This window comes from Hymenobacter sp. APR13 (genome assembly GCF_000737515.1).
In the GTDB taxonomy this organism is placed as follows: Bacteria; Bacteroidota; Bacteroidia; order Cytophagales; family Hymenobacteraceae; genus Hymenobacter.
This window is the reverse complement of the sequence record NZ_CP006587.1, coordinates 3,359,511-3,371,872: the sequence shown is the minus strand read 5'-3', so window position 1 is coordinate 3,371,872 and position 12,362 is coordinate 3,359,511. Positions and strand designations below refer to the sequence as shown.

The following is a 12,362-nucleotide window of genomic DNA, read 5'->3' as shown; positions in this document are numbered from 1 at the left end:
GACGCACTAGTTGGAGTCTCGTCGTTGCTGATGTTGACCGTTCTTACATCACAGTTCAACGACGAGACTCCAACTAGTGCGTTTCTACATCGTTCAGCTACTCGTTTCCAATGCCATTATGCGCTCGGCGCTCAGCTCGTTGAAGTGCGCTACCACCAGGTCGGCATGGCTCAGGTCTTGCAGGGGCGAATGCTCGCTGTTGTAGCCGATGCAGTAGAGGCCGGCGGCTTTGGCGGCCGTCACGCCGTTGCTGGAATCCTCAATCACAACGCACTCGGCGGGTGCAGCCGTGGCCAGCGCGGCGGCCCGGGCGAAAATGGCCGGGTCGGGCTTGGAGCGCGGGAAATCCTCGCCGCTGAGCAGGTGCGTGAAGTACGGCCCCAGGCCAAAGCGGCGCATCACCCGCGCAATGGTGGAGTGCGAAGCCGACGACGCCAGAATCAGCTCCAGGCCGTGCTGGTGCAGGTCTTCAATCAGGGCGCGCACCCCTTCCAGCAGCTCCAGGTCGGGCTTCTCATCGAAGGCCCGGTTGAAAAACTCCCGCTTGCTGAGCACCAGTTCCCCCACCTCGTGCGGCAGGCCGTGCCGGTCTTTGAGGTGCTGGTACACGTTTTTGGTGGAGCGGCCCGTGAACTGCGCGTACTCCGCATCCGACACCCCGATGCCCAGCTCCTCAAAATGCCGGAAATAGGCGTAGCGGTGAACGGGCTCGGTATCGACGATAACGCCGTCCATGTCGAAAATAACGGTGCGGACCATGCGGAGAAAAGAAGTTGCGGCGGCAAAGGTAGGCATCCGGCCCGCGCCACGCCGGCGCAAACCGGATGCCCGGCACGCTACTGCTGAATGGCGGCCAGCAGCTCGGGGCCCGTGGGGCTCACCTTGGAGGGGTAGAACGCCTGCACGTGGCCCTGCTCGTTGATGAGGTACTTGCAGAAATTCCAGGTCGGCTTTTCGTCCGTAACGCCGTTCTGGGCCTTGCTACCCAGGTACTGAAACAGCGGGGCCGCATCGGGGCCGGCTACCGATACTTTGCTGAACAGCGGGAACGTGACGCCGAAATTCCGCTCGCAGAACGTGGCAATCTGAGCATCGGTGCCGGGCTCCTGGCCGCCGAAATTGTTGGCCGGAAAGCCCAGCACCGTCACCTTGGCCCCGTACTGCTGGTGCAGCGCCTCCAGCTCCTTGTACTGGGGGGTGTAGCCGCACTCCGAGGCGGTGTTTACAATCAGCAGCTTTTTGCCCTGAAACTGGCGCAGCGAAACCGGCTGGCCATCAATACCCTGAAGCGTGAAATCGTAAACGGAACCGGCAGCAGCGGGAGCAGACATAGTAGTGGCGGGAGAAGAGGTGGAGGATGACGAAGAAGAAGTAGCAGGCGCTGTTGGCGAAGAACACGCCAGACAGCCGGCCAGCAGCCCTAAAGCAACGGATTTCATGGGCAAAACGAAAATAGTGACCGGCTACCAAACCCTATCGGCTCTGCAATGTTCAACTCATCCGGCCCGGGTCGGGCGGCTGATGGCGACGGCCCAGCCAGGCCGGAATTTTGTACATTGGAAGGCGCCGCTACCGAAAAAGGCCCTACTTTCGCCTCTCGACGCTCTTCACTTCTTATCCGCCTGCTCATGCGTAGGACTCTCTATTCGGTCATTACCGGAACAGGCAGTTATCTTCCTTCCCGCGTTGTTCGCAACGCCGACTTCGTTTCTTCCTCCTTCTTCGAGGCCACCGGCCAGCCCCTGACCAAGCCCGGCGAGGAGATTGTGGCGCGCTTTGCCCAAATCACGGATATTGAGGAGCGGCGCTACGCCGCCGACGACCAGGTAGCCTCCGACCTGGCTTTTCTGGCCGCCCAAAACGCGCTGCAATCCAGCAGCACCGACCCCGAAACCCTGGACTACATTCTGGTGGCCCACAACTTCGGCGATGTGGCCCTGGACAACCGCCGCTCCGATTTTGTGCCCACGCTGGCCGCCCGCGTAAAGCACAAGCTGGGCATCGAAAACCCCAACTGCGTAGCCTACGACCTGCCTTTCGGCTGCCCCGGCTGGCTGCAGGGCGTCATCCAGGCCGATTACTACCTGCGCTCCGGCGACGCCCGGCGGGTGCTGGTGATTGGGGCCGAAACCCTCTCGCGCGTGTGCGACCCCCACGACCGGGACAGCATGATTTACGCCGACGGGGCCGGGGCCATCATTCTGGAAGCCCAGGAAAGCGACGCGCCCCTCGGCATTCTGGCCCACGGCTCCCGCTCCGATACCGTGCAGGCGGCCCACCTGCTGCGCATGGCCAAGTCGTACAACCCGGCCTACGAGGGCGAGGAGCTGTTTCTGAAGATGGAAGGCCGCAAGCTCTACGAATACGCCCTCAAAACCGTGCCCCAGGCCATCAAGGACACGCTCGACAAGGCCGGGCTGCCCATCGAAGCCATGAGCAAGCTGCTCATCCACCAGGCCAACGGCAAGATGGACGAAGCCATCCTCAAGCGCCTCTACGGCCTCTACAACCAGGCCACGGTGCCGGCCGGCGTTATGCCGATGACCATTTCCTGGCTCGGCAACTCTTCCGTCGCCACCCTGCCCACCCTGCTCGACCTGATCCTGCAGCACCAGCTGCCCGAAACCACCATCACCCCCGGCGAAATCATCGTCTTCGCCTCCGTAGGTGCCGGCATGAACTGCAACGCCGTGGTGTACCAGTGGTGATTTAGTGATTGAGTAAAGTGGTGAAGGGCCGTTCTACTGCACCGTATGTGCAAGTAGAACGGCCCTTCACCACTTCACTCAATCACTAAATCACCGCTTATGTCGTCTTTGGGGTGAGCCATTTTTCGAGGCTGACGGGCTCGTAGGCCAGCATGGCGTCGAGGACGCCGTGGGGCTCGGGGTGGCTCAGGAGCTGGTTGCGGTTTTCGCGGCGCAGCAGGCCTTCGTCGGCCATGTGGTCGAGGGCGCGGAGCAGGTGGTCGTAGTAGCCAGCCACGTTGAGCACCCCGATGGGCTTGCGGTGCAGGCCCAGCTGGCCCCAGGTGAGCACTTCAAACAGCTCTTCCAGCGTGCCGTAGCCGCCGGGCATGGCCACGAAGCCCTCGGCCAGGTCGGCCATCATCAGCTTGCGCTCGTGCATGGTTTTCACCAGGTGCAGCTCGGTGAGGCCGGTGTGGGCCAGCTCCTTGTCGGCCAGGAAGTCGGGAATCACCCCGATGACTTTGCCGCCGTGCTGCATCACGGCGTCGGCCACGGCGCCCATCAGGCCCACCCGGCCGCCGCCGTACACCAGCGTGAAGCCCCGCTCGGCCAGGGCCTGGCCCATGGCCTGGGCCTGCCGGGTGAACAATTCGTTGGTGCCGCTGCTGGCACCGCAATACACGGCTACGCTTTTCATAATAGTACTGTCATTGTGAGCATGTGGCGCATCAAGCCAGTGTCGAAGCAATTCTTCCTTCTCCGGCTCTGGGATGATACCTAAGTGATAAGCCCCTGACGTGGCAACCACATCAAGGGCTTATCGGATTTTTGAGGGCGCTGTACTGCGAAGAGGAAGGATTGCTTCGCTCTGCTCGCAATGACAGCCGGATGGCTACATCCGCTCGGGCACCTGGATGCCCAGCAGGCCCAGGCTGGCTTTGATGGTGCGGCCGGTGAGGGCCGAGAGGGCCACGTAGAATGAGCGGCTGGTTTCGTTGGGCTCGGTGAAGATTTTGATGTCGGTGTAGAAGCGGTTGTAGGCGCGGGCCACCTCGTAGGCGTACTGGGCCACCACGGCGGGCGAGAACGTACGGGCGGCTTCCTGCACCACGCCGGCGTAGCGGCCCAGCTCCTGCACCAGCTCGCGGGCGGCGGCGGGCAGCTCGGGCAGGATGCTCAGATCGGTGGCGGGGTTGATGCCCATTTCGGCGGCTTTGCGCAGAATGGCAGCAATGCGGGCGTGCGAGTACTGCACGAACGGGCCCGTGTCGCCTTCCAGCTTCACTGATTCCTCGGGGTTGAAGAGCATGCGCTTCTTGGGGTCCACCTTCAGCAGGTAGTACTTGAGCGCGCCCAACCCCAGCATGTGGTAGAGCTGGGCCAGCTCGTCGTCGGAGAGGCCCTCGGTTTTGCCTTTTTCGAGGGTAGCAGCCTTGGCGGCTTCCACCACTTCGCGCACCAGCTCGTCGGCGTCTACTACGGTGCCTTCGCGGCTTTTCATCTTGCCCGAGGGCAGGTCCACCATGCCGTAGCTGAGGTGGTAGATGGCGTCGGCGTAGGGCTTGCCCAGCTTCTGGAGCACCGCCCGCAGCACCTGCATGTGGTAGTTCTGCTCGTCGGCAATGACGTACACGCTCAAATCGTAGCCGAAATCCTGGTACTTCAGTTCGGCCGTGCCCAGATCCTGGGTGATGTACACCGAGGTGCCGTCGGCGCGGAGCAGTAGCTTCTCGTCGAGGCCTTCCTCCTTGAGGTCCACCCACACCGAGCCGTCTTCTTTCTTGAAGAACACGCCTTTCTGCAGGCCTTCCTCCACCCGCTCCTTACCCAGCAGGTAGGTACCCGACTCGTAGTAATACTTGTCGAAATCGACGCCGATTGTGCGATAAGTCACATCAAACCCTTCGTATACCCATCCGTTCATTTGCTCCCATAGATTCCAAGTCAGTTTATCGCCTTTTTCCCATCTACGGAGCATCCATTGAGCCTTTACTATCCATAAGTTTCTATAAGTTCTATCAAGTTCCTTGTAGAAATATCGAATTAAAGGAGTCTCATTTTTAACTTTACTCAGACGCCTTAGTTCTCTAATAAGTCTAGGCAAAAATTTCGCGAATGCAACATCTTTCTTTTCTTCTTTATCGACATTATCCAATGTGTCTTTAACTAATTGTTTAATAAACTCTTTGGCTATTATATCATACTTCAAGCTTTTATACTCTACGAAAAACTGTAAAATACTAGCAACCAATTCCCTGGCATGAAGAATTTGGTATTTGTTCACGCTTTCAAATAATACATAATATTGACCAACTAGATGGTCGCCTTTCACTTCAGAACTTGGACGTTCTTTTTTTCCAATTTCTTGGTAGGCCAGCATCGACTTGCAGATGTGGATGCCCCGGTCGTTGACCAGGTTGGCCTTCGTGACGGTGGCGCCGGTGGCCTTCAGAATCTCGGCCACCGAGTAGCCGAGGAAGTTGTTGCGCAAATGGCCCAGGTGCAGGGGCTTGTTGGTGTTGGGCGAGGAGTACTCCACCACCACGTTGCGCGGGCCCTCGGTAGTGACGGGCGCGCCGGCCGGCTGCTGGTACAGGCTGGTAAAGAGCTTCACCCACTCGGCGTCGGCAATTTCCAGGTTCAGGAAGCCTTTCACCACGTTGTAGCCGCTCACCAGCGGCGAGTTGGCCACCAGCCACTCCCCCACGGCCTGCCCGATCTGCTCGGGGCCCTTGCCCAGGGTTTTGGTGAACGGGAACGTGACGAGCGTAAGCTGGCCGGCAAACTCCTTGCGCGTGGGCTGCAACGTAAGCTGGGCGGCGGGCACCTCGGTGCCGAATACAGTTTGAATGGCCGCGCCGAGGGCGGCTTTGAGGGTTTGTTCGAGTTGCTGCACTAGAAGAAGCGAAACGCTGAAAAAGAAGCCTTATCGTAGGCTTCGGATATATTTTGAGGCGAAATCCGGGAGGCGGCGTAAGCTACCGGCCTGGGCGGGGCAAGGGCATCTCCGGCCCGAAGGGCGGGCGCCAGCCATCCGCGTCGGCCGTGGCCTACGCTACATTCGTCGGGAAGAAAGCCGCCAAAAAACCGGGTTCATAAGCACTTACCGCCGCGGCCACCCTGGGCTGCGGCAAACACAAAGGTAGAAACCTGGGCCGGAAGAGCCCGCGCCCGCGCCTACTTTCCTGCCCGGCGCAGCACCATGGGCACCTGCCGGGGGTTGCCGCGCGTGATAACCGGGTAGGCCACGTCGCTGATAAACAGCAGCTGCCCGTTCAGCCGGATGCGCGCCTGCAGGCTGTAAGTGTTGCTTTCCTGGATGCGGCCGGGGTCGTAGGTGAGCGTGAAGGGCAGCGGCACCTGCTCGCCGTTGGGCCGGATCGTGACGGAATCAATGACGGTAGCCGCCACGTCCTGCAACGACACGTCCAACAGCTGCACCTGCACCACGGCGGCGGCCGGCAGCGCCATCCGCTCGCGGTACGTGAGCGTGCCCGTCACGGTGTCGCGGGGCAGCTTCATGGGCTGACTAGCTTCGGCGCCGGGGCCGCCACCAGAGGCAGAGGGCGAGGCGGAGCAGGCCGCCAGCAACAGGGGCACGCAAAGGGCAGGCAACAGACGGAACAGCATAGGGCGGCGGCAAAAAGCAGGATTTCGTTATGGCTGGTCACGAATATATCCGCTTTTTGCCGCCGCGCAAGCCGGCCGCTACCGGCTCACCACTTCTTCCAGCCGCAGGCGCCGCTGAATGGCGTCGGTGGCCGCTTCCAGAATGTCGAAGGCGTTCTGGGCCATGGTGTTTTCCGAGTCCAGCGTGGGGTTGATTTCCACCATCTCGAAGCACACCACCCGGTCGTTGTCGAGCAGGGCGCGGCACAGGCTGATGGCTTCTTCCACGTTCAGGCCATCCACCACGGGCGTGCCGGTGCCTTTGCTGAAACGCGAATCCAGCGAGTCCACGTCGAAGCTGATGTACACCATGTCGCAGAAGCGCAGGCGCTCATACACCTCGCGGGCTATCTGGCGGGTGCCTTTCTCTTTGACCTCGTCGAGCTTGTAGTTTTTGATGCCCAGGCGCTCGATGATGGCGTCTTCCTCGGGCTCGGTGTCGCGCACCACCACGTACACCAGATGCTCGCCGGTGATTTTGGGGCCGGGCTCGCCCAGGTTTTTCAGCTTCTGCCAGAAAAACTCGGTTTCGGGCTCGGGCTGGTTGCGCTGGCACTCGCGGTTGTCGTCGCCGAGGCTGATGGACAGCGGCATGCCGTGCATGTTGCCCGAGGGCGTGGTGTAGGGCGAGTGAATGTCGGCGTGGGCATCTACCCACACCACGCCCAGCGTTTTGTGCGGGTAGGCCGCCTTGATGCCCGCAATGGTAGCGGCGGCGCTGCTGTGGTCGCCGGCCAGCACCAGCGGAAACTCGCCGAAGCGCAGCGTTTGCTCTACGGTGCTGGCAATGCCTTTCTGCACCGTGTAAATAGAATCGATGTGCTTGGCCTTCGGGAAATGATTTTTCTCGAAGAGCACGTGGTTCAGGTCCGGAATGTGGACCGAGTTGAACCGGCGGAAGTAGTCGGACCCTTTGTTGAGGCAAGCCACCTTGAGGGCGTCTACGCCCAGGCTGGCACCACGGGTTCCGGCTCCAAGCTCGGAGCGGACTTCCAGAAGCTTAATGCGTCGCATATTACATTGGCAGAAAAAGGGTTAAGTGGTTTAGATGCTTGCCGATTGAGCGGGCAAAATCCCGCTCAGGCTTGACGCGCACGGGCCTTCCGGCGCAACCAACGAACAGAGCACAACCAAAACCCCCGCGAGGGGGTATCTTTGCCCACGCAAGTTCGGCAAAAGCTCGACCAGATAAAAACCGTCTGTCATCCTGAGCGGAGCGAAGGACCTTCTCACGTCAGAACAAGTTGCTCAATGCCTATCCAACGTAAGAAGGTCCTTCGCTCCGCTCAGGATGACAGGTTCTCTCTCCCGCCCAGCCATTAACCATTTCATACCTGAGGTAAGCCACCTAACACAATCCATGGGATTTACGATTGCTCCCTTACGCCGGCAAAACGGCCAATGGCAAATAAACTGGCTACCACTAATCGGCTGGACGCTGCTCGTTAATGTCATCATGACGCTGGCAGTGTATAGCTTCTCGCGCCCTACTCCAAGCGCACAACTACGGCACCCGGCGGCCGTGCTGGCTGCTGAATCTACGTTGCGCTCTGTCCCGGCAGATGAAATGAATTCTTCCACGGTGGAAGTACTAGCCCTGGGCGATACGGTAGACGTTCTTTCGCTATCGGCTGACGACTGGTGCTACGTTACGCTTCCCCGGATGCCGGATGGACGTAAGGGCACAGGGTATATCCGGAAACAATCGTTGGTCATTGCCGATTCCACCCTGGCTGCACTTCGATAACGCACAACCGTTCTTTACAAACCACGAAAACCCATTTTCCTTCAATGGATACCTACCACGACCTGATTTCGCAGACGTTCGACTTCCCTACCGATGAGTTTCAGGTACAGGATAACGAGTTACGCTTCCACGACATTGATTTGATGGCCCTCGTGGAAAAGCACGGCACCCCGCTGCGCTTGGCCTATCTGCCCAAAATCTCGTCCCAGATTCAGCGGGCCAAGGAGTGGTTCCGCCTCGGCATCGAGCAGACCGGCTACCAGGGCAAGTACTCCTACGCCTACTGCACCAAGGCCTCGCACTTTAGCTTTGTGGTGGAGGAAGCCCTCAAAAACGGCGTGCACATCGAAACGTCTTCCTGGTTTGATACCAACATCATCCGGGCCATGCACGCCAAGGGCAAGGTGCAGAAGGATACGTTCATCATCTGCAACGGCTTCAAAACCCAGGAGTACAAGCACGAAATCACCCGCCTCATCAACGACGGCTTCGTGAACTGCATGCCCATCCTGGACTCGCCCAACGAGGTGGATTACTACCACGACAACGTGCGCGAAAAGTGCAACGTGGGCATGCGCCTGGCTTCCGATGAGGAGCCGCGCTTCCAGTTTTACACCTCCCGCCTGGGCATCCGCTACACCGATGCCATTCCGCTCTACGAGCAGAAAATCAAGGACGACCCGCGCTTCGAGCTCACGATGCTGCACTACTTCATCAACACCGGCATCAAGGATACCAGCTACTACTGGTCGGAGCTGAGCCGGTTTGTGCACAAGTACTGCGAGCTGCGCAAGGTGTGCCCCACCCTCACCACCATCGACATCGGGGGCGGCCTGCCCATCCAGACCAGCATTCAGAAGGAGTACGACTACCCGTACATGATTGCGGAGGTGCTGCGCACCATCAAGCGCATCTGCCAGGAAGAAGGCGTGCCCGAGCCTGACATCTTCACCGAGTTCGGCATCTTCACGGTGGGCGAATCCGGGGCCACCATCTACAGCATTCTGGACGAAAAGCTGCAGAACGACAAGGAGTTGTGGTACATGATCGACGGCTCGTTCATCACCAACCTGCCCGACACCTGGGCCCTGAACCAGCGCTTCATCATGCTGGCCCTCAACGGCTGGAACAAGCAGTACAAGAAGATTCAGCTCGGCGGCCTCACCTGCGACTCGCAGGACTACTACAACGCCGAGAAGCACATCTATCAGGTGTTCCTGCCCGAGCGCAAGCCCGCTGATGCCGAGCCGCTGTACGTGGGCTTCTTCCACACCGGCGCCTACCAGGAGAGCCTGAGCGGCTACGGCGGCGTGAAGCACTGCCTGATTCCGGCCCCCAAAATGGTGATTCTGGACCGCGCCGAGGACGGTACCCTCACCGACCTGGTGTTTGCCGAAGAGCAGACTGCCGACTCGATGATGCGCATTCTGGGCTACCAGGCGTAGGGTTTCGGCAAGTTTCGGGCGGGCCGGTTGGAAGGCCCGCCCGGAACTGCTATTTTTGGGCTGTAACTCCTCTTTATTAACCAGTTCTCCTCTTCTTTCGATGAAAAAGCTACTCCTGCTGGCCTCTGTGGCTGTTTTGGGTCTGAGTGCATGCAACAAGCAGAAGTGCCCGGCTTATACCAGCACCAAAGCCGCCAACCGTGTGTCGTCGCCGATTATGGCTTCGTCGGTTTCGGCTCCGGCTGCCCGCCAGTAGTTTTCTGGTAGCCTCAACCGCCCTGAAAAGCCCGCCCTGCCTCAGGCAGCGGCGGGCTTTTTGCTGCCTTGCAGGCTGAATTTTACAAATTCTGTATTCTGCATAATTTAAAGAAGAACCCTTCGTTATGCGTTAGAAAGTTTTCATATTTAGCAGGTTGCAAATAGTGCACCTGTCTTTCATTGCACAAAAACATGAAAAAAGTATTGCTTTTTGCGGTTCTGGGGGTTCTCTCTCTCAATTCATGCCGCACCAAATGCCCTGCTTACTCCACCACCAAGCCGGCTACCCACACCGCGGCCCCCATCATGGCCAGCAACGCCGCCGCAACGCCCCGGCAGTAAGAGGTAGCCTCTCTGAATTGAAAACGCCTCCCGCTCTTATTTACCTGAGCAGGAGGCGTTTTTGCGTGTAGCTCTATGGGCCGCAGCCACCCGTTTCGGGCCTTACGACGCGCCAGCCAGTATCAGGTCGGTGGCGGCGGCCAGGTTGGGCACGCGGGGCTGGAACGCGGCGGCTTCCTCCTCGCCTACCAGAATCCCGCGCACCCCCACTTTAGCACCCGCCTGCATGTCGCGCAGCCGGTCGCCGACCAGCCAGCACTGCGCCGCCTCCAGTTGGAAGCGCGCCATGGCCTGCTCCAGCATCAGCGAGTCGGGCTTGCGCCGCAGCGACTCCGACACGCTGGGATGGCCCGGCGCGAAGTACAGCGCATCGAGGGCGTCGTGGCAGGCCTGCTGCAGTTTCTGGTGGCAGGCCTGCACATCGGCGGCCGTATAAAGCCCCTTGGCGATGCCGGCCTGGTTGGTCACGACGATGAGGTAGTAGCCGGCGGCTTTGAGGCGCGCCAGGCTCTCGGGCACGTCCGGCAGCACCTCAAACTGCCCGGGCTGCCACACGTAGTCGCCCATTTCCCGGTTCAGCACTCCGTCGCGGTCCAGAAATACAGCTTTGTTAGGCATAGTGATGGGGTGATGAGGTGATAAGGTGTTTTTGGGTGACAGGTGACAGGTGACAGGTGACAGGTGACAGGTGACAGGTGACAGGTGACAGGTGACAAAGGTAGCGGGGCAACGGCCTGAAGCACCTTGTTTGTGACTACTACCTTTGCTGCGTGTTATAGTATTGCCTATCCTCTCTCACCCATCATCTATTACTTATCACCTGTCACCTCATCACTTCATTACCCCATCACTTCATCACCCAAAGTCAACAACATGTCCATAGCCATACTCGGAGGCGGTATTTCAGGGCTTACGCTGGCCTGGCAGCTGCAGAAAGCGGGTGTCGCCTACGACCTGTTTGAGGCCGAGGCCACGCCCGGCGGCTGCTTGCGCAGCCTGGCCCATCCGGCCGGCTACCTCCTCGAAACCGGCCCCAACTCTCTACAGCTCAGCGACGAGCTGCAGGAGTTGCTCACCGAGCTCGACCTCACCGACAAAATCCAGGACGCCGCCGATGTCAGCAAGCACCGCTACGTGCTGCGCAACGGCCGCATTCAGGAGCTGCCCGGCTCGCCGCCGGCCTTGCTCACCAGTAGCTTTTTCAGTTTGAAAGCCCGGTTCAGCCTGGTACGTGAGCTGCTGCGGCCGGCCGCCGCGCCCAATCCGCAGGAAACGGTGGCGGGCTTTTTCCGTCGCCGCTTCGGCCCCGAGCTGGTCGATTACGCCGTGAATCCGTTCATTTCCGGCATCTACGCCGGCGACCCGGAGCAGCTGCTGATTCATAAGACCTTCGGGAAAGTGGCGGCGCTGGAGCAGCAGCACGGCTCGGTGCTGCGGGGGCTGGCCAAGGCCGGCGGCGGCGCGGGCCGCAAGCGCATCATCACGCTGCAGGGCGGCATCCAGACCCTCACCGACGCGCTGGCCGCCCGCCTCACCCACCGCCACGTGGGCCAGCCCGTGCAGGCCCTGCACCGCCTCCCCAACGGCCACTACCAGTTGCGCACCGCCGCCGGCCGCGAAAGTCAGCACCCGGCTCTGGTGCTGGCGCTGCCCACCTATGCTGCCGCGCCCCTGCTGCAGCCGCTGTTTCCGGAAGCCGCGGCGGCGCTGGCGGCCGTGCACTACCCGCCGATGGCCGCCATCTACACCGCTTACCAGCGCGCCGACGTGAGCCATCCGCTCAACGGCTTCGGGGCGCTCAGTCCCAAAATCGAGCAGCCCTACGCGGCCGGCACCATCTGGACCAGCGCCATCTTCCCCGACCGCGCCCCGGCCGGCCAGATGCTGTTTACCACCTTCGTGGGCGGCACTCAGTACGAGGAGCACGCCCGCCAGCCCGAGGCCACCCAGAAAGCCGCCGTGCACGCCGAGCTAAGCAAACTCTACGGAATCCGGGAGGGCGCGCAACCCGCGTGGCAGTTCCGGTACTATTGGGAGCGGGCTATTCCGCAGTTCGACCACCGCATTGTGGCCGCGCACACCGCCGCCGATACGCTGCAAACCCAGAATATCTGGAGCGCGGCCAACTGGCGCGGCGGCGTGGGCGTACCAGACTGCATCCGGCACGCCCGACAAATTGCTGCTCAACTTGTTGCGTAAGCTGGGCCGGTA

12 protein-coding genes are annotated in these 12,362 nt (G+C 60.4%); 5 read left to right on the top strand and 7 right to left on the bottom strand.

Translation table 11 applies throughout. From position 1 onward, the window contains the following. Positions 1–93: 93 nt before the first annotated feature. Positions 94–759 carry an HAD family hydrolase gene (locus N008_RS14065; RefSeq protein WP_044016859.1) on the bottom strand — a complete coding sequence of 222 codons (666 nt, stop codon included), beginning with the start codon at positions 757–759 and terminating at the stop codon, positions 94–96. Positions 760–836: 77 nt separating this feature from the next. Then, on the bottom strand, positions 837–1,331 hold the full coding sequence (locus N008_RS14060) for a glutathione peroxidase (RefSeq protein WP_231569714.1): 495 nt from the start codon (positions 1,329–1,331) through the stop codon (positions 837–839). 297 nt (positions 1,332–1,628) lie between these two features. On the opposite strand from N008_RS14060, the gene N008_RS14055 reads away from it, so the two are divergent. After that, complete coding sequence (locus N008_RS14055; protein WP_044016855.1) at positions 1,629–2,708, top strand: 3-oxoacyl-ACP synthase III family protein; 1,080 nt, start codon at positions 1,629–1,631, stop codon at positions 2,706–2,708. A 97-nt stretch (positions 2,709–2,805) separates the two neighbouring features. Here N008_RS14055 and N008_RS14050 read toward each other — a convergent pair whose 3' ends face one another. From N008_RS14050 to N008_RS14035, 4 genes are all read right to left on the bottom strand, one after another. Then, positions 2,806–3,387 (bottom strand): TIGR00730 family Rossman fold protein, encoded by a 582-nt coding sequence (locus N008_RS14050; RefSeq protein WP_044016853.1) that lies wholly within the window; start codon positions 3,385–3,387, stop codon positions 2,806–2,808. Between the two features lie 195 nt (positions 3,388–3,582). Next, complete coding sequence (locus tag N008_RS14045) at positions 3,583–5,586, bottom strand: arginine--tRNA ligase (RefSeq protein WP_044016851.1); 2,004 nt, start codon at positions 5,584–5,586, stop codon at positions 3,583–3,585. A gap of 281 nt (positions 5,587–5,867) precedes the next feature. Beyond that, positions 5,868–6,320: a YbaY family lipoprotein gene (locus N008_RS14040; RefSeq protein ID WP_081910807.1), complete on the bottom strand. Its 453-nt coding sequence runs from the start codon at positions 6,318–6,320 to the stop codon at positions 5,868–5,870. 78 nt (positions 6,321–6,398) lie between these two features. Then, positions 6,399–7,373 carry an arginase gene (locus N008_RS14035; protein WP_044016849.1) on the bottom strand — a complete coding sequence of 325 codons (975 nt, stop codon included), beginning with the start codon at positions 7,371–7,373 and terminating at the stop codon, positions 6,399–6,401. A gap of 777 nt (positions 7,374–8,150) precedes the next feature. Between N008_RS14035 and N008_RS14030 the strand changes: the two genes are divergently transcribed. The 3 genes from N008_RS14030 to N008_RS23590 all read left to right on the top strand — a co-directional run bounded on the left by N008_RS14030 (position 8,151) and on the right by N008_RS23590 (position 10,151). Continuing rightward, positions 8,151–9,551, top strand: coding sequence for a decarboxylase (locus N008_RS14030; protein WP_044016847.1), 1,401 nt, complete (start codon positions 8,151–8,153; stop codon positions 9,549–9,551). A 100-nt stretch (positions 9,552–9,651) separates the two neighbouring features. Continuing rightward, positions 9,652–9,807 carry a hypothetical protein gene (locus tag N008_RS23215; RefSeq protein ID WP_156109326.1) on the top strand — a complete coding sequence of 52 codons (156 nt, stop codon included), beginning with the start codon at positions 9,652–9,654 and terminating at the stop codon, positions 9,805–9,807. Positions 9,808–10,001: 194 nt separating this feature from the next. Beyond that, on the top strand, positions 10,002–10,151 hold the full coding sequence (locus N008_RS23590; RefSeq protein WP_197062859.1) for a hypothetical protein: 150 nt from the start codon (positions 10,002–10,004) through the stop codon (positions 10,149–10,151). Between the two features lie 102 nt (positions 10,152–10,253). Here N008_RS23590 and N008_RS14025 read toward each other — a convergent pair whose 3' ends face one another. Then, the gene (locus N008_RS14025) at positions 10,254–10,769 is read right to left on the bottom strand and encodes a D-glycero-alpha-D-manno-heptose-1,7-bisphosphate 7-phosphatase (RefSeq protein ID WP_044016845.1); all 516 of its coding nucleotides are present in this window, start codon (positions 10,767–10,769) and stop codon (positions 10,254–10,256) included. A 255-nt stretch (positions 10,770–11,024) separates the two neighbouring features. Here N008_RS14025 and hemG point away from each other — a divergent pair, with 255 nt between their 5' ends. Further along, positions 11,025–12,350, top strand: a complete 1,326-nt coding sequence (gene hemG, locus N008_RS14020; protein WP_044016843.1) for a protoporphyrinogen oxidase — start codon at positions 11,025–11,027, stop codon at positions 12,348–12,350. The last annotated feature ends 12 nt before the right edge of the window (positions 12,351–12,362 follow it).

Bases quoted from the DNA above. Each gene is read 5' to 3' on its own strand.
- N008_RS23590 (WP_197062859.1), top strand. From the start codon at position 10,002: ATGAAAAAAGTATTGCTTTTTGCGGTTCTGGGGGTTCTCTCTCTCAAT.
- N008_RS14035 (WP_044016849.1), bottom strand. From the start codon at position 7,373: ATGCGACGCATTAAGCTTCTGGAAGTCCGCTCCGAGCTTGGAGCCGGA.
- N008_RS14040 (WP_081910807.1), bottom strand. From the start codon at position 6,320: ATGCTGTTCCGTCTGTTGCCTGCCCTTTGCGTGCCCCTGTTGCTGGCG.
- N008_RS23215 (WP_156109326.1), top strand. From the start codon at position 9,652: ATGAAAAAGCTACTCCTGCTGGCCTCTGTGGCTGTTTTGGGTCTGAGT.
- N008_RS14025 (WP_044016845.1), bottom strand. From the start codon at position 10,769: ATGCCTAACAAAGCTGTATTTCTGGACCGCGACGGAGTGCTGAACCGG.
- N008_RS14065 (WP_044016859.1), bottom strand. From the start codon at position 759: ATGGTCCGCACCGTTATTTTCGACATGGACGGCGTTATCGTCGATACC.
- N008_RS14055 (WP_044016855.1), top strand. From the start codon at position 1,629: ATGCGTAGGACTCTCTATTCGGTCATTACCGGAACAGGCAGTTATCTT.
- N008_RS14030 (WP_044016847.1), top strand. From the start codon at position 8,151: ATGGATACCTACCACGACCTGATTTCGCAGACGTTCGACTTCCCTACC.
- N008_RS14060 (WP_231569714.1), bottom strand. From the start codon at position 1,331: ATGTCTGCTCCCGCTGCTGCCGGTTCCGTTTACGATTTCACGCTTCAG.
- hemG (WP_044016843.1), top strand. From the start codon at position 11,025: ATGTCCATAGCCATACTCGGAGGCGGTATTTCAGGGCTTACGCTGGCC.
- N008_RS14050 (WP_044016853.1), bottom strand. From the start codon at position 3,387: ATGAAAAGCGTAGCCGTGTATTGCGGTGCCAGCAGCGGCACCAACGAA.